The organism is Paenibacillus sp. sgz302190, from assembly GCF_059820445.1.
The window spans coordinates 3,473-22,884 of record NZ_JBZYAO010000038.1 but is presented as its reverse complement, the minus strand read 5'-3'; the positions used below and the strand labels follow the sequence as shown (position 1 = coordinate 22,884).

General features: G+C 54.0%; 18 protein-coding genes. 12 read left to right on the top strand and 6 right to left on the bottom strand.

Annotated features, from left to right (window positions below):
* The first annotated feature begins 89 nt into the window (after positions 1-89).
* The 8 genes from AC6RNO_RS29460 (at position 90) to AC6RNO_RS29425 (ending at position 8,467) form a co-directional block, all read left to right on the top strand.
* The gene (locus tag AC6RNO_RS29460; protein WP_497107664.1) at positions 90-1,460 is read left to right on the top strand and encodes an extracellular solute-binding protein; all 1,371 of its coding nucleotides are present in this window, start codon (positions 90-92) and stop codon (positions 1,458-1,460) included.
* A 116-nt stretch (positions 1,461-1,576) separates the two neighbouring features.
* A complete protein-coding gene (locus AC6RNO_RS29455) occupies positions 1,577-2,443 on the top strand; it encodes a carbohydrate ABC transporter permease (protein ID WP_488436806.1) in 867 nt (288 codons plus the stop codon).
* Between the two features lie 170 nt (positions 2,444-2,613).
* Positions 2,614-3,393 (top strand): ABC transporter permease subunit, encoded by a 780-nt coding sequence (locus tag AC6RNO_RS29450; RefSeq protein ID WP_497107706.1) that lies wholly within the window; start codon positions 2,614-2,616, stop codon positions 3,391-3,393.
* Between the two features lie 40 nt (positions 3,394-3,433).
* Positions 3,434-3,958, top strand: a complete 525-nt coding sequence (locus AC6RNO_RS29445) for a GNAT family N-acetyltransferase (protein WP_497107663.1) — start codon at positions 3,434-3,436, stop codon at positions 3,956-3,958.
* Positions 3,959-3,968: 10 nt separating this feature from the next.
* The gene (locus AC6RNO_RS29440) at positions 3,969-4,802 is read left to right on the top strand and encodes a helix-turn-helix domain-containing protein (protein ID WP_497107662.1); all 834 of its coding nucleotides are present in this window, start codon (positions 3,969-3,971) and stop codon (positions 4,800-4,802) included.
* A 165-nt stretch (positions 4,803-4,967) separates the two neighbouring features.
* On the top strand, positions 4,968-5,783 hold the full coding sequence (locus tag AC6RNO_RS29435) for a hypothetical protein (RefSeq protein ID WP_474681068.1): 816 nt from the start codon (positions 4,968-4,970) through the stop codon (positions 5,781-5,783).
* A gap of 911 nt (positions 5,784-6,694) precedes the next feature.
* On the top strand, positions 6,695-8,179 hold the full coding sequence (locus tag AC6RNO_RS29430; RefSeq protein WP_497107661.1) for an alpha-L-arabinofuranosidase C-terminal domain-containing protein: 1,485 nt from the start codon (positions 6,695-6,697) through the stop codon (positions 8,177-8,179).
* 3 nt (positions 8,180-8,182) lie between these two features.
* Positions 8,183-8,467 carry a DUF6171 family protein gene (locus AC6RNO_RS29425; protein ID WP_474681066.1) on the top strand — a complete coding sequence of 95 codons (285 nt, stop codon included), beginning with the start codon at positions 8,183-8,185 and terminating at the stop codon, positions 8,465-8,467.
* Positions 8,468-8,647: 180 nt separating this feature from the next.
* Here the strand turns inward: AC6RNO_RS29425 and AC6RNO_RS29420 are convergent, their stop codons facing one another.
* The 6 genes from AC6RNO_RS29420 to AC6RNO_RS29395 form a co-directional block, all read right to left on the bottom strand.
* Entirely contained in the window at positions 8,648-8,872 is a 225-nt protein-coding gene (locus tag AC6RNO_RS29420) for a spore germination protein (protein WP_474681065.1), read from the bottom strand.
* Between the two features lie 133 nt (positions 8,873-9,005).
* Entirely contained in the window at positions 9,006-10,148 is a 1,143-nt protein-coding gene (locus AC6RNO_RS29415) for an ABC transporter substrate-binding protein (protein WP_488436752.1), read from the bottom strand.
* Between the two features lie 50 nt (positions 10,149-10,198).
* The gene (locus tag AC6RNO_RS29410; RefSeq protein ID WP_488436751.1) at positions 10,199-11,083 is read right to left on the bottom strand and encodes an ABC transporter permease; all 885 of its coding nucleotides are present in this window, start codon (positions 11,081-11,083) and stop codon (positions 10,199-10,201) included.
* Positions 11,083-11,826 carry an ATP-binding cassette domain-containing protein gene (locus AC6RNO_RS29405; protein ID WP_497107660.1) on the bottom strand — a complete coding sequence of 248 codons (744 nt, stop codon included), beginning with the start codon at positions 11,824-11,826 and terminating at the stop codon, positions 11,083-11,085. The genes AC6RNO_RS29410 and AC6RNO_RS29405 overlap by 1 nt, the downstream gene beginning before the upstream one ends.
* A gap of 110 nt (positions 11,827-11,936) precedes the next feature.
* The gene (locus AC6RNO_RS29400) at positions 11,937-12,626 is read right to left on the bottom strand and encodes a GntR family transcriptional regulator (RefSeq protein WP_488436749.1); all 690 of its coding nucleotides are present in this window, start codon (positions 12,624-12,626) and stop codon (positions 11,937-11,939) included.
* Between the two features lie 289 nt (positions 12,627-12,915).
* Positions 12,916-13,236, bottom strand: a complete 321-nt coding sequence (locus tag AC6RNO_RS29395) for an ArsR/SmtB family transcription factor (RefSeq protein WP_474681060.1) — start codon at positions 13,234-13,236, stop codon at positions 12,916-12,918.
* Positions 13,237-13,382: 146 nt separating this feature from the next.
* Here AC6RNO_RS29395 and AC6RNO_RS29390 point away from each other — a divergent pair, with 146 nt between their 5' ends.
* From AC6RNO_RS29390 to AC6RNO_RS29375, 4 genes are all read left to right on the top strand, one after another.
* Positions 13,383-14,771, top strand: a complete 1,389-nt coding sequence (locus tag AC6RNO_RS29390; RefSeq protein ID WP_497107659.1) for an MFS transporter — start codon at positions 13,383-13,385, stop codon at positions 14,769-14,771.
* 415 nt (positions 14,772-15,186) lie between these two features.
* Positions 15,187-17,997: a golvesin C-terminal-like domain-containing protein gene (locus AC6RNO_RS29385; protein ID WP_497107658.1), complete on the top strand. Its 2,811-nt coding sequence runs from the start codon at positions 15,187-15,189 to the stop codon at positions 17,995-17,997.
* A 54-nt stretch (positions 17,998-18,051) separates the two neighbouring features.
* Positions 18,052-18,723 carry a molybdopterin-dependent oxidoreductase gene (locus tag AC6RNO_RS29380; protein ID WP_497107657.1) on the top strand — a complete coding sequence of 224 codons (672 nt, stop codon included), beginning with the start codon at positions 18,052-18,054 and terminating at the stop codon, positions 18,721-18,723.
* 106 nt (positions 18,724-18,829) lie between these two features.
* The coding region (locus AC6RNO_RS29375) for an MFS transporter (protein ID WP_497107656.1) at positions 18,830-19,412 on the top strand (583 nt) is incomplete at its 3' end.

The following is a 19,412-nucleotide window of genomic DNA, read 5'->3' as shown; positions in this document are numbered from 1 at the left end:
GTCATGTCCAATCGTTCTCTCCGCTTTTATACTGAAAGTGAAAGGTGCGCCATTCTTAATCGGATAACGAAAAAGGAGAGAAATGATCCATGCAAAAGCACTTGAAATGGCTGCTGCTGCCATCTGTCGGTTTGACTCTGCTGGCGGGCTGCGGACAGTCGGCAGGCACGACGGCAAGCACGGCGTCAAGCAAATCCGAGCCCACGCCATCGGCGGCGGCGACCTCGGAGGCAAGCGCCAAGGCGAAGAACGATCCTGTTGAATTGACCTTTTATTATCCTGTCAATGTGGGCGGTCCGGTCATGAAAGTGATCGACGGAATGACCAACAAGTTCATGGAAACTCATCCGAATATCAAGGTGAAGCCGGTCTATACCGGCAACTACGGAGACAATACGATCAAAATCCAGTCCGGCATCCAGGCCAAGCAGCCTCCTGATGTAGCCGTGATGATGTCGACGGAGCTTTACAGCATGCTGGACTCCAATGCGATTATTCCGCTGGACGATTTCATCGCCAAAGACCCCGATATCCATATGAGCGATTTTTACCCGGCGTTTGTCGAAGATACCCAGACAGGGGGCAAAACGTACAGCATTCCGTTCCAGCGGAGCACGATCGTTTTGTACTATAACAAGGAAATGTTCAAGCAAGCCGGACTCGATCCCGAGCAACCGCCGAAAACATGGGACGATCTGATCGAATACGCGAAAAAGCTGAAAAGGGACGGACATGCGGGTCTGGAAATTCCGGGAAATGACGATTCCTATTGGATGCTGCAAATGTTCGCGTTCCAAAACCATACCGATCCGAAGCAAAACCTGATGTCCCAGGACGGCAAAAAAGTGATGTTCGACACGCCGGAAAATCAGGAGGCGCTGCAATTCTGGGTGGATCTGTCCCGCAAGCACAAGGTGATGTCCGAAGGAATCATCGATTGGGCGACGGTGCCGACCGACTTCATCCAAGGAAAAACGGCGATGATGATCCATACGAGCGGCAATTTGACCAATGTGAAAAATAATGCCAAATTCGAATTCGGCGTCGCTTTCCCGCCAATGAAAAAGCAGTACGGTTCGCCGACCGGCGGCGGCAACATGTACATTTTCAAAGATACCGATGCCAAAAAGCAGGCCGCAGCCTGGGAATTCGTCAAGTTCATGACGCAATCGGAGCAAGCAGCGCAGTTTAGCGTAGGAACAGGTTATGTGGGCGTGCGCAAATCCGCTTTCGAAACCGATCTGATGAAAAAGTACGCAGCCGGCTTCCCGCAGGCGCTTGTCGCCCGCGATCAGCTGCAATATGCGCATGCGGAACTGTCCACGCACAATCACGGTAAAGTGTCGACGGCGCTGACGAACCAGATTCAGGCTGCCTTGTCGGGAACGATCGATCCGGCGGGTGCGCTGAAGAAAGCCCAGGAAGAAGCGGAACGCGCACTTGCGCCATTCAATAAATAATCGCCACAGCTCGGCGAAACATGCGGCCCATCGATAGCGCGACACACTCGCTCTTCCGATGGGCGCTGCAATATGAAAGGAGATTGTCCCAAGTGAACGCAATTTGGAGCGAGAGGATGAGACGCAACGGATTGGGCTGGAGCTTGCTGCTTCCTTCTCTGCTGTTTCTCGGCTTGTTCACCTATTATCCGATCGGCAAAACCGTGTGGCTCAGCCTGTTTCAAAAAGATTTGGCGACGCCGACGCCGCTCTTTAACGGGTTAGGCAATTACGCCGCCCTGCTCAAAGATCCCGTCTTTCTGAAAGTGTTCGTCAATAACTTGTGGTTCGCGCTCGGAACGGTGCCGACCTCGATGGCGCTCGCCTTTGCGATGGCGTTATTCGCCGACAAGGCGGTCATGGGGCGGAGCCTCGTTCGCGTCGCCTACTTTTATCCCAACATGATCCCGATGATTGCCGCAGCGAACATTTGGTTGTTCCTTTACACGCCCCGGTTCGGTTTGCTGGCGCAGCTCGCCTCGTGGGTCAGCCGCAAGGAAGTCAGCTTGCTCGGTCAGCCGGACACGGTCATGGGGGCGATGATCGTCATGATGATATGGAAAGAAGCCGGCTATTTCATGATTTTTTATTTGGCGGCTTTGCAGCAAATTCCTAAAGATTTGTACGAGTCCGCTTCCGTGGACGGCATCGGCTTCTGGAGCGTGCTGCGGCGCATTACGATTCCGCTCACGATGCCGACTACGCTGTTCGTGGCTGTCGTGGCCGTTACGAATGCGTTCAAGCTTGTCGACCATTTGTGGATTATGACCAAAGGCGGGCCGGACAATGCAAGCAGCCTGCTCCTGTACTACATCTACGATACGGCGTTCAGCTTTTACGATCAGGGGATGGGGGCGGCGATGACGGTCGTGCTGGTCGTTCTGCTGCTGATCGTATCTTCGCTGCAGTTTTTCGGCTGGGACCGCAAAATCCATTACGATTAAAACGCTCTGCGAAGCGGGTTTCGCCTAGCAGAAAGAGGAGGGATTGCATGGAACGGCAGATCGGGCTGGGGTTTGAACGCGAGCGGAGCAAACGGCATCAACCTTTCATCGAACGGTCCTTGTTGGAACGGAAACGGGGTTTGGCGGCTCGGGTGGTATGGCATATATGCATGCTGGCCCTTGGCATCCTGTGGCTGATTCCTTTCGCCTGGGTAGTCTGGACCGCTTTTCGCCCCAAAAGCGCCGCCCTGGGCTTTCACCCGTCATGGGACTGGACGCTCGACAATTTTGTGAAAGTATGGCACGAAGCTCCGTTCGGGCAATATTATTTGAACACGATACTAATTACCGGCGGGATCTTGTGCGTGCAGCTGTTTACGCTGACAATGGCCGCATATGCCTTTGCCAGAGTCCGTTTCGGCGGCCGGGATCCGCTGCTGATGCTGTTTCTCGTGCAGATCATGATACCGCCGGATGTGCTTATTTTTTCCAACTATCACGTGCTTAGCGAACTGGGGCTGCTGGATACGAAGCTGGGCATCATGCTGCCTTATTTTGCTTCCGCGTTCGGCGTGTTTTTGCTGAGGCAGTCCTTCAAGCAGGTTCCTTATGAGCTGGAGGAGGCGGCCCGGGTGGAAGGAATCTCCGTGATGCGCCTGCTGTGGAGCATTTATGTGCCGTTATCGCGGCCTGTCTACGTTTCGTTCGCCCTTGTTTCCGCCAGCTACCATTGGAACAATTTCCTGTGGCCGCTCATCGTGACCAACACGCCGGCCAATCGGCCGCTTACCGTCGGCCTCGCGATGTTCGCCAAAGCTACGGAATCCGGCGGCCAGTGGACCGAGGTTTGTGCGGCTACGCTGCTCGTGGCGGCCCCTCTTTTTATCGGATTCGTGTTTTTTCAGCGGCAGTTTATAAGCAGCTTCATGCACTCGGGAATAAAAGGCTAGAAGTACGTCTTCCCAAGTAGAGAAGGAGGGCAGCGGAACGATGGATCAGCCTTTATCCAAACTATTTATGTACAAAAGCAGTCTGGACGACCTTCCGGAGCTGGAGCTTCCGGCGGGTTTCAGCTTGCGCCATTTTGCGCCGGGCGAAGAAGAGGTCTGGGAGCGCCTCATTGAGGCCTCGTTCGGGACGAAGATCACGTTCCACGAAAAAATCGGCCGGTTCCCGCATTTTCGCCCCGAGAAGGTGCTGTTTGTGTGCAGCGGCTCCGCGCCGGCAGCTACGGCGACAGCGTTTCAAAATGAGATGACCGACGAACACACCGGCTATCTGCATATGGTCGGAGCTTTGCCCGAGTATGCGGGCAGGGGCCTTGGTTACGGAGCGACCCTTGCGGCGCTGCATCGAATGAAAAGCGAAGGCCGCAAGAGCGCGCTTCTGAAAACGGACGATTTTCGGCTTCCCGCGATCAAAGTGTACTGGAAGCTCGGTTTTCGCCCCAAATTCATGGACGACAGTCAATATGAGAGATGGGACCGCATTCAAACAGCGATTCAGTTGAAATAAGGTGATAGATATGAAAACGCCTTTTATTTCCAGCGGAATGCCGGGCTGGGACAAGGTGCGGCTCTCCTACTGGGAGAACGCTCCACTGCTGGGGATGAACGATGAGGAAATCGAGGACAAGCAGGCCGTTTCCATATACTGCTGCTCCTGCGATGTATCCGGACGCGCCGATATTCATATTGTTCCTGCGGGTCATTGCTATCGGTTCGTACAGCACAGCGGCTCTTTGCTGGTGATCGAAATCGCGCATGCTCTCGTGGATGAAATTGCCTACGAATCCGGGTTCGGATTGACCGGAAGCGTTGAAATCAGGCATAAGGTTCAGCTCCAGGATGAGAAGCTGTGGCAGCTTAGCCGTTGGATGCTGGAGGAAGTGAAGAACGAAGGAGTGAACGGCCCTGCCTACCGGGATGCTTTGGCCAAAATGACCGTGCTTCATTTGCTCCAAAATTACGCGAGCCATACCCGTTCAGCCCCTGCTCCCAGCCGTTCGGCCCAACGGCAAATTTCCGATGTGATCCAATATATGCGCGAAAATCTGGATTCCGATATTCCGCTCTCGCAGTTGGCATCCGTAGCCCATATCAGCTTGCCGCATTTGATCCGCCTTTTTAAAAAACAGACGGGCTATACGCCGCATCAATATTTTATCCGCATGCGCGTGGAACGTTCCAAAGCGTTGATCCGGCACGGAAGAGAGAGCTTGAAAGCGATTGCCAGCCGGACGGGATTTGCCGATCAGGGGCATTTTACGAGAATTTTCAAACGGTTGACCGGAATTACCCCCCTGCAGTATGCAGGCGAAGTCGTTTCCAAGCAAAACGGAGAACGAGTCGGTTCATAAAATCCATACAAAACAAGAAAATTTTGTTCAATGAACGACGCGTTTTGTTCAATAGCAAATTTCCGAAAAGCTTTACGATGAAGATAAGCGCAAAGGAGTGCCGGCCGATCCGCGTTAGGCCGATGCCGGAGTCCTTCGCAGCTCATTCAAATTCGGGAGGAATGAATGATGAAAATGATTAAGAAAATTTCCACGCTGACGGCCGGGTTTATGCTGGCCGCATCCCTCGTCGGCGCAGCTTCGGCAGCGGCATGGCATCAGGTCAGCAGCCAGTCCTATTGGTTGCTCGACGCATTCGAGCGGGGACAAGGCGTCACTTCCGACGGAAGCAGCTGGATTTTCAACTCCAATTACGGTTTGCTGCGCACCGCTCTTGACGGCAAAACGGTTCAAGCCAGAAATGTGCTGGCGATCCCGAGCGACATTTCTGCAGAAGGCGGAAACCACATCGGCGACATCAGTTACTACAACGGTAAAATATACGCCCCCATCGAGGACAGCAGTAACTACCAGCACCCGTACATCGCACTTTTTGACGCACAAACGCTTCAGTACACCGGAACAAAATACGCGCTTCCGTTGAACCTGCATCCGGGCGGTGTTCCTTGGGTAGCGGTTGATGCCGGGCGCGGCCAAGTGTACACGGCCCAATGGAGCAACGCTCCTGTGCTCAATGTATTCAGCCTTGCGGATATGAGCCTGGTCAAAACCGTTCCGCTCAGCCAAACGCTGGACCGCATCCAGGGAGCGGAAGTGTACAACGGGCTGCTGTACGCTTCAACCGACAACGGCGCCGCGAAGTCGGTCTATACGATCGACCCCGACAGCGGCAAAGTCGAGCTTGCTTTCGACCGCAACCTGGGCAGCAACACCGAAGCGCAAGGCATAGCCGTACTCCCGACATCAGGCGGCGCTGTGCTGCACATCCTGGATGTAGGCTCCTCCCGCGTGGACGTGAACTTCCGCCACTACGCACCATAATTGCGGCAGGCCGCAATGAACGAACGCCTCCAAAACCGGGAGGCGTTTTTGTTTTGGCCGCCGCCCGCGGGCTGGGGCGGGCGGGTTGGGTGAGGCCAGGCGGGCTAGGCGTGCCGGGAGGGTTGGGTGAGACCGGACGGGCTAGGCGTGCCGGGAGGGTTGGGCGAGACCGGACGGGCAAGGGGGGCCGTTGGGTTGGGCGAGGCCGGACGGGCAAGGAGGGCCGTTGGGTTGGGCGAGGCCGTGAGGGCTAGGCAAGACCGGACGTGCTAGGCGATTCCGGGCGGCTAGGCGAGGTTGGGAGAGGCCCTGGCGGGCTAGGCGTGCCATGGGGGCTGGGCGGGGCCGTGAGGGTTGGGCGAGACCGGACGGATTAGGTGAGGCCGTGAGGGTTAGGCAAGACCGTGAGTGCTGGCCGAGACCGGACTCGGGTTGGGTGAGGCCAGGCGGGCCAGGCAGGGGAAAGCATGCGAAAGTGCAGGCTGTTGAGATGCCCGACGCCCAGCGCAGATAGCCCATATGCCTATCTGCGCAAAGAAAGCCTGCAAAAGTGCAGGCTTTTTTGCAGGAATCGGCTCGTTTAGAGGAAAAGCCTGCAAAAGTGCAGGAATTCCTTTCGAAGTAGAGGCTGAGCGCGTGAATTCGCTGAAAAACCTGCAGATTTGCAGGAATTTTGCTCGGCAAGCGCATCTTGGCGCAAAAGGATGTACTTTTGCAGGTTTTTTCCGTGCAGCCCGCCAGATGCGTCGGCTCCGGCGGGCTGCGAGACGCTATTAGGGTACTCCGGTACCTGAGGTGGGCGGAACAAACAATCGTTGACAATAGTCTCCGGCAAAGTATATAGTTAATATATATATTGTATAATTAATATATTTGTTAATCATTATTTTGCGGAGAGGATGAAGCAAGTTATGGCTAACCGGTTGACGATTCATACGGATGTGGTTACAGGAACGATTAACAAAAACATCTACGGTCATTTTGCCGAGCATCTCGGGCGCTGTATTTACGAAGGCATCTGGGTGGGAGAGGATTCGCCGATCCCGAATACGCAAGGAATTCGCAACGACGTTTTGGAAGCGCTGCAAAAGCTGCAAGTTCCCGTGCTCCGCTGGCCGGGCGGCTGTTTCGCGGACGAATACCATTGGCGCGACGGCATCGGCCCGCGCGAGACGCGCAAAAGAATGGTGAACACCCACTGGGGCGGGGTCGTCGAAAACAATCACTTCGGCACGCACGAATTTATGCTGCTGTGCGAGCTGATCGGCTGCGAGCCGTATATTAACGGCAACGTCGGCAGCGGCTCCGTGCAGGAAATGCAGGAGTGGGTCGAATACATCACGTTCGACGGGGAGTCGCCGATGGCCAATTTGCGGCGGGAGAACGGCCGGGAAAAGCCGTGGAAGCTGCAGTATTTCGGCGTTGGCAATGAGAACTGGGGCTGCGGCGGCAATATGCGCCCGGAATATTACGCGGACGAATATCGCCGCTACCAGACTTATGTCCGCAACTTCGGCGGAAACGAAGTGTTCAAAATCGCTTGCGGACCGAACTCCAGCGACTACCACTGGACCGAGGTGCTGATGAGGGAAGCGTCGCAGCATATGCGCGGATTAACGCTTCATTACTACACGGTGCCGGGCCCGACTTGGCAGGACAAAGGCTCGTCCACCGATTTCAACGAGCAGGAGTGGTTCAGAACGCTTCAGAAAACGCTCGTCATGGATGAATTGATTACGAAGCATTCGCAAATTATGGACCGCTACGATCCGGAGAAAAAAGTCGATCTGATCGTCGATGAGTGGGGGACGTGGCACGATACCGAACCGGGAACGAATCCGGGCTTCCTGTACCAGCAAAATACGATGCGCGACGCGCTGGTCGCCGGCATTAATTTAAACTTGTTCCACAAGCATAGCGACCGGGTGCGTATGGCGAATATCGCCCAAACCGTCAACGTGCTGCAGGCGATGGTGCTGACGGAAGGCAAGCAAATGCTGCTGACGCCTACATATCATGTTTTTGAAATGTACAAGGTGCATCAGGATGCGGAAGCGTTGGACATTCATCTGGCCAGCGATTCTTACGAGCTGGACGGAGAAATGATTCCGCAAATCAGCGCTTCGGCTTCCCGGGACAAAGACGGGCGGATTCACATCAGTCTGTGCAATTTGCACCACAATGAGACGGCGGCGATTGAAACGCGGTTGGAAGGACTGCCGGCAAACCGCAAAGTTGCGGGACGCATTCTGGCCTCGTCCGAAATGAACGCGCATAATACGTTCGAACGCCCGGACTACGTTCAACCGGCTGCATTCGAGGGCGCCAGCTTGAAGGACGGGACGCTAAGCGTAAGCTTGCCGCCGATGTCCGTCGTTGTGCTGACGCTGGCATAGCGCATGGAAGCGGGAAATGTCAAAACCGGCAAGCCGTGCAGAGGGTGCATGGCACAGCCGGACGACGGGTATGCCGCGGCAGAAGTATCCAAGCTGCTGGCCAGGCTTGAGGGAAAAGTCCCTTTTGCGACTGCGGACGTATACGACAGGCGGCTTGCCGCCTGCTCGTCCTGCGCTTCCTTGCTGGGGAACCACACGTGCAGGCACTGCGGCTGCTTTGTCGCCGTCCGGGCGCGGATGAAAGACGCCCACTGCCCCGAACCGCTTGGCACGCGCTGGGCGGAGTAAGGGGGGGCTGCTATCGCGCTTTGCAGTAATGTATCGCTGCCACCGCACCACGCGCTTTGCAGCAATGTATCGCCGCCACCGCACTGCCGCGCTATGCAGAAATGCCAAAAGACGCCTCATCCCGCTTGCTGCGCGGTTCGGGGGCGTCTTTTTGCAATTCCCGAGCAGAGGGGGAGTCAACTACACAATCGTACTTGTGCCATCGAACAGATCGGGATCGCTCGTATTCGTGACGCTGTTCGGATTGTTCGTAATCGTGCCGAAGCTGTCCCCCGGTGAAAACGAGTTGGCTCCCGCATGCATCTTATTGCTGCTTGACAGCACGATAAAACCGGTGTCTCCGATTTGCACACTGGAACTGTTTGAAACGTTATTGATTTTGATGCTTCCGACAATGGAATTCACCCGGCGCTCCCCCTCCAGCTATGCGTGCATCCAATAAACCATCGTATGTAAATGTTTGCCCAAATGTCACTGCCAATATTGCGCGTCCATACCAAGAGCCGAGACAAGTGCGTCCCGGCCCATGATATGTGCTTTATTTAAATTCAGCTTTGATCAGGTTTGGGTCTACTGCTTTCAGCAAGCTAAGATCATGATAAGTATCGGCTTTAGGTATGGTTTTGATATTGCCTACGCTCTTGAGGTACTCGCCTACGGCTGCGCCGTTGCTGCCATTCACATAGGTATCGTCCACAACCATGGCGTACACGTTCCGATCCATAATTTGCGTAAGCTCTTCAACGCTCAGGTGCAGCTCAGGCGCAAGAATTTTAATGGCCTCTTTGCGATTCATGTTGATGTAGTCGGTCGCTTTTTTCAAAGCAACGAGAATGGCTTTAATCGTGTTCGGATTTTTCTTTGCATATTCATCCGAAACCTGTATGGTTGTATGTACGCTCATCCAGTCGACGCTGCCTTTTTTGTCAGGAAGCTCGCTCTGGGTACCGCTGAAAAGAAACTTGCCTCCGCCTTGAATCGCTTTGGTGATGAACGGCTCCCAACAGGCCATGGCATCGATATCGCCTTTTTGCAGTGCGACGACGGCATCGCTTGGCGCGAGGTTGACATATTTGATTTTGCTGACATCGACGCCAAGCTCTTTGCCCATATTGTCAATCGCGATCTTCACATCGGCGCCGTTCGGAATGCCGATTGTTTTGCCTTCCAGATCTTTGGAGCTTTTCAGATCCAGCTTTTTCGAGCCGACAACCGCTTGCGTACCGGCGATTTGCGCCAGCGGGGCGACAATTTTGACAGGAACGTTCGAGGATTTAAGGATGATATCCATGAAATTCGTTTGAATGCTGACAGGCGCGCTGCCACCGGCAACCATCGGTCCGATATCCGGTCCGCTTTCGATTAATTGGCTCGTAACGTTCAGTCCAGATTCCTTGAAATAACCCAGCTTATCCGCAATAATTTGCTGGGAGGAGATTTGCGCATCGCGCACGCCGACTAACGTAACGTCTTTCGTCTCCGGGATTATGGCTGCCGCCGGAGTCGCCGCCGTTGCAGCTGCAGTTGCTGCCGGCAGTGCTGATGACGCCGGAGTCGCCGCCGCAGTCGCTTCCGGGGCCGGGGTGCCCGTTGCCGCTTCTTTGGTACCGCATGCTGCCAGAACTACAGCCGCTGTTGCGATTAAAGCTAAAATTTGAACACATTTTCCTTTGTTTTTCATTGTTTTCCCTCCGCCTATCGTCTCTTTTTTAAATTGCCGCCTGATTGATGCTATTTCTCAACCGCATCGCGCATGCCTCCCTTGCGCCAAGCCAAGACCCTCCTTTCCAGCAGTTTCACCAGATAGGAAAACAAGCTGTATGCGAGACCGATCAAAATAATCGCGACAAACATATTGGAAATTTTAAAATAATTTCTGGCATCGACGATAATGTAACCTAATCCGGATTTGGCGCCCATCATTTCGGAAACGATCAAGGCCGAGAACGATAATCCCAGGCTGACGCGGGCGCCGACGATAAAATTGGGAATAGCCGAAGGAATCATGACGCGCGTGAAAATTTGCCTTTCGGATGCGCCCAGGCTGAGGGCTGAACGAATCAAAGTCGAGGGAACCGATTTAAATCCGTCGACGGTGTAGACAAGCACGGGAACAAATGTAGTCCACGCAATAAGCAACATTTTAGGGAACTCGCCAATGCCGAACCAGATGATAAACAGCGGAAGCAAGGCTAAAGCCGGAATTGGGCTTACGAGATTGAGTATGGGGGACATCCATCGTTCCACGGCCCGGAATTTGCTCATGAGGACGCCGACGGCTACGGCCAACAGGCAGCCTGCGGCAAAGCCGACGGCGATCCGGATCGAGCTGGAGATCAGACTTTGCGCAATAAGCCCCGTTTTGGCCAACAACCAGGCGTCGGACAGCACAAGAGAGGGAGGGGGCAGGAAAAGCGGATTAAACCAGGCAAACGTTTCGTTCACTCGGGCAAAAGCTTCCCAGACGGCGAAAAAGGTCAAGAACGGCAGCGCATTCCACTTTTCCAAATAACCGTTCCGGGCGGCTTTGCGTTTCTTGGGCGACGCCGTCTTTTTGGCTATGGCCTTGAACTGCTCGCCGCTGTCCGCGACTGCCGATGTAGTGGTATCGTTCATCAAACGGCCTCCTCCGCATCATCTTCCATCAGAATCCGTTCGATTCTGTGCATCGCTTCGCGAAATCCGGGGGATTCGAACGTCCTTGGATGCTCGATTCGGACCGGGAACGCATCAGTAATTTCGCCGTCCTTCATCACGACGATCCTGTCGGCCAAATAGACGGCTTCGCTGATGCTATGCGTGACGAAAAGAATCGTCGGCTTCAGTTTTGCGCAAATCCTTCGCAGTTCTCTGCGCATCATATCCCGGGTCAAAATGTCGAGTGCGCCGAACGGCTCATCCATCAGCAAAATTTCAGGCGAGCTTGCCAGCGCTCTCGCAATGCCGACACGCTGTTTCATCCCTCCGGAAAGCTCGGCAGGATAATGGTTGGCGTACTTCTCAAGCCCCACCAGAGTTAGAAACTCCAGGCCGATTTCCCGGGCTTTGGCCTTGCCGGCTCCTTGCACCTCAGGACCGAACGAAATATTTTCGAGCACCGTGTACCAGGGAAATAAAGCGTGGTCCTGAAACACCATCCCGCGAGACTTCGACGGCCCCTGAATGCGTTCCCCGTCGACCATGATCGTTCCCTCGTCCGGGAGCAAGTACCCGGCTACCATATTGAGGAGCGTCGATTTGCCGCAGCCGCTGTGCCCCAAGATGCAAATAAATTCATGGGCATACACGGTCAGGTCGATATTTTTCAAAACGATGCGGTCTTCGTACCTTTTACCTGCTTGCTGTACCGTCAGTTTCATTCCTTCACCCCTCTATGCGCATTGTGTCTGCTGCGTTGTATGCGATTTAGGCCGTATTTCCAATACGAGATTGTATACAACCGTGAGCAAAAAAATGTGGTTCTCCCCGGTCACTTTTTGGCTGCCAAATGCTCCCTGGACTTGAAAATTTCAGCTAGCGTATTGGCCGGCGCGCCTTTCTCTTCAAAATCGAGATAGGACTCGATGTCCTTCAGGTGTTCAATGATGAGCCGCCCGGCGAGTTCCTCGTTTCCCGATTTCATCGCTTGCAGGATCTGCTCATGATCGCGGCAGTACACATTTTTCCTCATGCCATAAAAAGCAATAATGACATACGTGAGAGAGATGAGTTCTTCCAAGTATCGAAAATAGTAGTAATTGCGGGCCAGCTCGCCGATTCGCAGGTGAAAGTCGCCGGCGATCCGCAGCGCCCCAAGCGGGTCGCCCTGCCGGTGTGCTTCATGCTCTTCTTTCAGCAGCTTCCCAAGTTGTTGAAATTGCGCTTCCGTCAGCGTTCTGCAAACTTTCTTAATGGCTGCAGCCTCAAGCACTCTGCGCATTTCGAATACTTCTTTAGCTTCGTGGATCGAAGGGCATGAGACGAACGTTCCTTTGTAAGGGATGACCGTCACCAGTTTCTCGCTTGCCAAACGCCGCAGCACATTGCGTACCGGCGTTCGGCTGACTCCGAACGATTCAGCCAAAACCTCTTCGACGAGCTGCATATTAGGGCGAAGCTTTTGCTTGAAGATGGCGTCCTTGATTGCCTTATACATGTCTGCTTCAATCGCTTGTAACATGAGAACATGTTCTCCTAGTCATTATTTGTTGGCCGTTCACCGTGATGGTAATATAAAATAACTTTTAAGGTCAATATAATTGACATAAAATTCACTCATTTTAGCGCAGACAACAAGAAATCACTTAAAATTTTGTTGAAAAATATAAATGAAAGCCATGAAATTCACTTGAATCTCTTTTTCATGTCTAATAAAATGACATAAAAACGCCCCCAAAACCGTTAGGCGATGGAGGCGTTTACGTATAGGAGCGATTCAGTGTCAGAACGGGGGGAGGGCAGCCCCGTTATTAGTTGCTTGGCCGAGATAATGCGGCCGACCGCAGTACGGCGTCCATGATGCCGGGAAAGCGCTCATCGAGATCTTCCGCGCGCAAGGTGAGCATATGCTGCGTCCCCTGGACGCGGACGTTTAACACGCCTGCTTCCCTCAGCGTACGGATATGATGAGTCAGTGTCGATTTGGCCACGGGATAATGAAAACTGCTGCACATCTGTTCGCCGGAGCGGGCGATATTGCACACGATCTCAAGACGGATCGGGTCGCTTAACGCAGCAAGCACGGAAGTCAGGTGGATATCGTCCCGGTTCGGATGGTATAAAATTTTCATCGCTGCTCCCCCCCCTTGTGTAGAAAATGTTAATATAGAAAACATAATTGCATTATAACATACCCCATGTTATATTTTAATAGTTCGATGATTATAGTACAATAGTATCTTTTTTGGATATTATTGTTTATTTTTAAGGAGGTTTTATGACTACCAAATCCATTCCTGTTCTCGCCGGCGCTGAAGGCAGCAGCGTAGTTTTCAGGGAAAAGCTGATCATTCCGCTGCTCGGTTTCGTCCTCATTCTGGTCATTATGAACACGATGATGTTCAATTTGGCTTTGCCGAAAGTAGCCCAGGAATTTCATTTATCCTCGACATCCGCATCATGGATCGTGACCGGCTATTCCATCCTGTTCGCGATCGCTTCGATCACCTACAGCAGGCTGTCGGATTTTATTCCGATACGCCAACTGCTCACGATCGGGCTGCTCTGTATGGGAGGAGCGTCGATTATCGGCTTTTTCAGCCATAATTTTGCCCTGCTGCTGAGCGCCCGCTTGATTCAAGCCTCCGGAGCAGGCTCGGTGATGAGTCTGGCGATCGTCCTGATCACCCGCTTTGTTCCTTTGTCGCGCAGAGGCAAGGCGATGTCGCTGATCACATCCGCAGCTTCGCTCGGCCTGGGGCTGGGACCGGTCGCGGGCGGCGCGATTACCCAATATTTGGGCTGGAACGACTTGTTCATCGTTACGGGTCTCTCGCTTTTTCTCATTCCGGTATTGTACCGCCTCCTGCCGCAGGAAGAAACGGTGCACGGCTCGTTCGACTGGCTGGGCGCGGCGCTGATCGGCATCGGCTCGACGGGGCTGCTGCTGTTTATGACGAACCGGTTCGTCATCGCACTCATCGTTGGCGTCGTTGCCCTGGTGCTGCTCTGGATTCGCATTCACCGCGCCGCCAACCCGTTCGTTCAGCCGAAGCTGTTCACGAACAAACCGTACCTGCTGCTCGGCTCGATGGGCGTCGTTTCCTACATCAACAACTTCGCGGCGCTGTTTTTGCTTCCGCAAGTGCTGGCCCACCTCTACGGATTAACGCCCGGACAATCGGGGCTGATTCTTTTCCCGGGAGCGCTGGTGTCGATGCTCGCTTCGAACAGTATCGGCAAAATGATCGACCGTTTCGGCAACGCCGTTCTGCTGCGCTACGCGCCTTGGCCGATTTTTGCGTCAGGCGTTTTGTTCGCCTTGTTCGCGTCGCATTCGTTTTATATCATTATGCTCGTGTACGTGCTTTTGATCGTAGGATTTTCCACGCTCAATGCGAGCGTCTCCAACGAAATGTCCCGCGTCCTTCCGGCGGAGCATATCGGCGCAGGCATGGGGCTGTTCCAACTGCTGCAATTTTTCAGCGGAGCGTTCAGCGTCGCCGTCAGCGGGACGGTCATGACCGCGCAGCAAAAAATGCCGCTGCCGCAAGTGTACGCCGAAATTTTCTGGGGAATGGCGGCGGTCGGGCTGCTGGCGATCGTCTGCTCGTTGGCGTACCGCGCGCTCAAAAATCGCCGGGCGTCCGCCGCTTTGAACGTATAAAAGCTTTGCCCGAACAGAGAGCTGCCGATTCGAGTCCGCGATTGCCGCGGCGCGGGTCAGGCAGCTTTTTGGCATTGCATGCTGCACCGATTACACGATCCGTGAATATAATATAGCGAAAAATGACAGCGCTTACATCGATGGTGTGCGAATGAACAGTTCGCCCTTCCGGTCCCATTGATCGAAAGGGCTTCATTTTACCACATAAGAATGTTTAAGTTCTTTACAGCGCTAAAGCGCAAAGAACAGCATTCTTATTGGCGAATAAACCTGCCTCTGAACGCGGCCCTCACATCTTCGAAAAGACCTCGATAGAGGTTTATCTCATTGTTTCGGCACAAGGAGGTGGAGTTCGACTCATGCCCGATAGTTTTTAACTAGTTTGCAAGTTCGAATCGTCATAGGAGGCTTCACGATGAAAAAACGATGGATGTTGTTCGGGCTGTCGGTGATGCTGCTTGTCGGCATCGCTTTTTTGGCGCATGGAGCCGGCAAAGCTCATGCGGCTGCGCAGCAAGAGTTTTATGTTTCCCCGGAGGGCAGCGACACGGCAGGGGACGGCACGTTGGCTTCGCCGTTTGCCAGCATGGACAGAGCCCGGCTTGCCGTGCGCTCCTATTTGGCCGGCCACACGCTGACGGGCGATGTGGTCGTATATTTCAGAGGCGGCACTTACCGGCAAACCGCCACCGTCGTATTTGACGCGGCCGATTCGGGCAAGGACGGCTTTGACGTCGTTTACCGGAATATGCCGGACGAAAAACCGGTCTTTAGCGGGGGAGAGGCGATAAAAAACTGGGTTCCGGAAAATGTAAACGTTTACAAAACAAACGTGTACAATTCCGTTTACGGATCGGTCTACAGCTCCGCATACAGTTCCGTATATAGCTCCGTGTACGGCTCCGTCTATGATCCTATTGATTTTAGACAAATCTATGTAGACGAATCGAAAGGGATAAGAGCTAGAAATCCGAACGAAGGGTCTTATTTTACGATGACGGGTACGGCGGAAAAAGATTGCCGGGAAACGGACGGCTTCAATATTCCGAATTATACGCTCCGTGGGGCGGCCGATAGTTCCGATAAAATAGAAGTGTCGATCCTGCTCGATTGGATGCACAAAAGGCTGCGGATTCATCAGACCGATCCCGTGCCCGGCAACGACAATGCAGCACGGGCCGTGATCAACGGAATCGAGTGGAACGCCGCAACCAACCCGGCGCTGCCGCAGGCGAAAAGAAATTATTGCAACAAGCCGTATTGGCTTGAGAATGCCAAGGAGTTTCTGGACAGTCCCGGCGAGTGGTACTTTAACCGGGATACCGGCGATTTATACTACTGGCCGAGGGCCGGGGAAAACATGAATACGGCGGAAGTGATCGTTCCGAAGGTGGAAACGCTCATTTTGCTCAAAGGCGACTTCACCGCACCCGTAACCGATCTTGTGTTTCAGGGGCTGGAGTTCCGGCATACGAACTGGACGCGCCCGAATCGGGCCGGCTTTGTCGATATTCAGGCCAATTCGCTCATTCCGGCATCACCGGATGTGAGCAGGGATACGCAGTACAGGCACAATCTCCGGAAGGACCGGATTCCCGGAGCCATCACGGCGCTGACTTCCGACCGGATTCAGATTATCGGCAACCGGTTTGCCAATCTGGGAGGCACCGGGATTTTGTTCGACATGGGCGGCAACGATAATGTGATCAAAGGGAACGCGTTCACGGACTTGTCCGCCGGAGCGGTCGAGATTGGCAACGATGCCATCAGACCGAACGATACCGCCAATTTGAGCGATTCAAGAATGTGGCCGAGACGGAATACGGTAAGCAACAACTACATTGCGCGAATCGGTACGGACTATTTCGGCTCTGTCGGCATACTCGGCTATTATAACGACAGCTTGCTGGTGGAGCACAACGAAATCGAGGATATTCCTTACACCGGAATCAGCGTAGGGTGGGGCTGGTCGGATTGCGCCCAGGAGTCGAAAAATAACAAAATTCAATACAATCTTATAAGCAACTTTATGAAACGCATGATCGACGGGGGCGGCATTTATACGCTCTGCTCACAGCCGAGCTCCAGCATCGCGAACAATTACGTGCGAAACCAGCTCAATCAGTATGCGGCGATATATTTGGATGAAAACACCCGATATTACACGGTCAACAGCAACGTGATTTCGCTCGTGCCTGAATGGCTTTTCATCCAGCAGTTTTCCAATCCGGCGACGAACAATGCCGCACAGTGGAATTTTACGGACAGCAGCTATTCCAGAAATGACCCGACAGTGAACACGGTCAGCGATAACGCCATCGTCACGAGCGGCAACTGGTCGGCGCAAGCCCAGGCGATCATGAACAATGCCGGTCTTGAGCCCGCCTACAAATATTTGAAAGGGCCGCAAAATACCGGACCGGTGATCGTGGATAACGCCGATAGCGGCTTTAACGTCATATCCGGGACATGGACATTAAGCTCGGGACTGCCTTACAAGTACGGAGCCGATTACAGATACGCCATCAGCAGCGCTTCGGCATCGGCCAAGGTCAGATGGTCGCCGAACTTGACCGAATCCGGCAGCTATGACGTGTTTGTATGGTATCCCGGCTATTCAAGCCGCTGCACGAACTGCAAATTCAAAGTCAATTACTACGGAGGCAGCCAAGAAGTGCAAATAAATGAAACGGTCAACGGGGGCGGGTGGGTCCGCCTCGGAAATTTCCCTTTTCTTGCGGGAGCGACGGGCAACGTGGAATTGACGAATCAGGCGAACGGATCGTTCGTGGACGCCGATGCGGTCAAATTCATGAAGCAGGAAATCATCGTCGATAACGCCGACCCGGGATTTGCCGCCGTCTCGGGCATCTGGTACACGGCGAGCGGCATGGCCGACAAATACGGCGCGGATTACCGCTACGCGGTCAGTGCTGCGACGGCAACAGCCAAGGCAAGATGGACGCCGAATATAACGCTTCCGGGCGACTACAAGGTGTCCGTATGGTATCCGGCCCACAGCAACCGTTGCACAAACTGCTCATATACGGTAAATTACAATAGCGGCAGTCAAACGGTTGCCGTCAATCAGGCGGCGAACGGGGGCCGGTGGACTCCGCTCGGAACGTTCGCTTTCAGCGCAGGCACCGGCGGAAATGTAGAGCTCACCAATAAAGCCGACGGTTCTTATGTCGGGGCCGATGCCGTTAAATTTGAAAAGCAATAGTTACTTTCCCCGGTAAGCGGGGATTTTTTTGCGCGGAAAGAAAGGATGAAAAAAATGAGTTCACAAAGCAAAGCAGACCGCATCAAAAAAATGAAAGTTCCCGTCGTTGACGCCGCGCTTGCGCACCGGGTACCGCCCGGACAGGTCGTCACGGAACGGTTCCCGATTTTGCATGAAGGCGAGGTGCCGGACTACGAGCTGGCGGATTGGTCGTTGCGCGTATTCGGCGAAGTCGCAGAGGAAAAACGGCTCCGCTACGATGAGCTGCTGGCGCTTCCGCAAACGCAGGTCGTCTGCGACATTCACTGCGTCACCCGCTGGTCCAAGCTGGATACGGTGTGGGAAGGGGTGCTTTTCCGCGATTTCATGCGCTTGCTGGATATTAGGCCCGAGGGGCGCTATGTCATGCTGCATGCCGATAACGATTACGAGACGAATGTCCCGCTTGACGACTTGATGGGCGATCAAATTTTGCTTGCGCACACCTATGACGGCGAACCGCTTACACCCAAGCACGGTTGGCCCCTGCGGCTGATCGTGCCGCATCTTTATTTTTGGAAAAGCCCCAAATGGATTCGCGGGATTGAATTTATGAAGGAGGATCGGGAAGGCTTCTGGGAGCGGAACGGCTTTCACAATATCGCCGAACCGTTTGCGGAACAGCGGTTTTCCGGCGAGCCGATACCGATTCCGGAAGACGAATGGCACAAAAAGGAGTACGATTGACCCCCGCCGCCGCGGCTGTGCGTGAAGAGATGTATTTGTCAAACCGGGCGCAAAGTATAATAATAGAACTGACACTCCGATTCGGATATAGATAGGATGAGAGCAGATGAACGACAAAATCGTTATGCCGGTATGGACATTCGGCCTGTTCATCGTTGTGATGAATACGACGATGTTCAACGTTTCGCTGCCGAGTATTATTCGCGATCTGGGCATTTCGGAGGATCTCGGGTCATGGGTGATCTCCAGCTACTCCATCGGGTATGCGCTGTCGACCGTCATCTACAGCAGGCTTACGGATGCGATACCGCTGCGCAAATTGCTCGCGGTGGGACTAACCGTGCTCGGATTATCGTCGGTGATCGGGATTTTTGCGGCGAATTACCACGTGCTGCTGGCGGCGCGCATTTTGCAGTCCGCGGGAGCCGGCGTCATGGCGGGGCTCGGGCTGGTGCTGGCCAGCCGCTACATCCCGTACGAAAGACGCGGCAAAGCGATCGCGATGATCTCGGCGGGAAGCGCGATGGCGTTCGGACTCGGGCCGATCGTCGGCGGCCTGATCAGCGAGTACTTCGGATGGAACGGCCTGTTCGCCGTCACCTGCCTCATCCTCGCGGTGCTTCCGGTGCTGCTGCGCCTGCTGCCGAAAGAAGCGCCGAAGGAGCTGCGCTTCGACTTCCTCGGTGCGG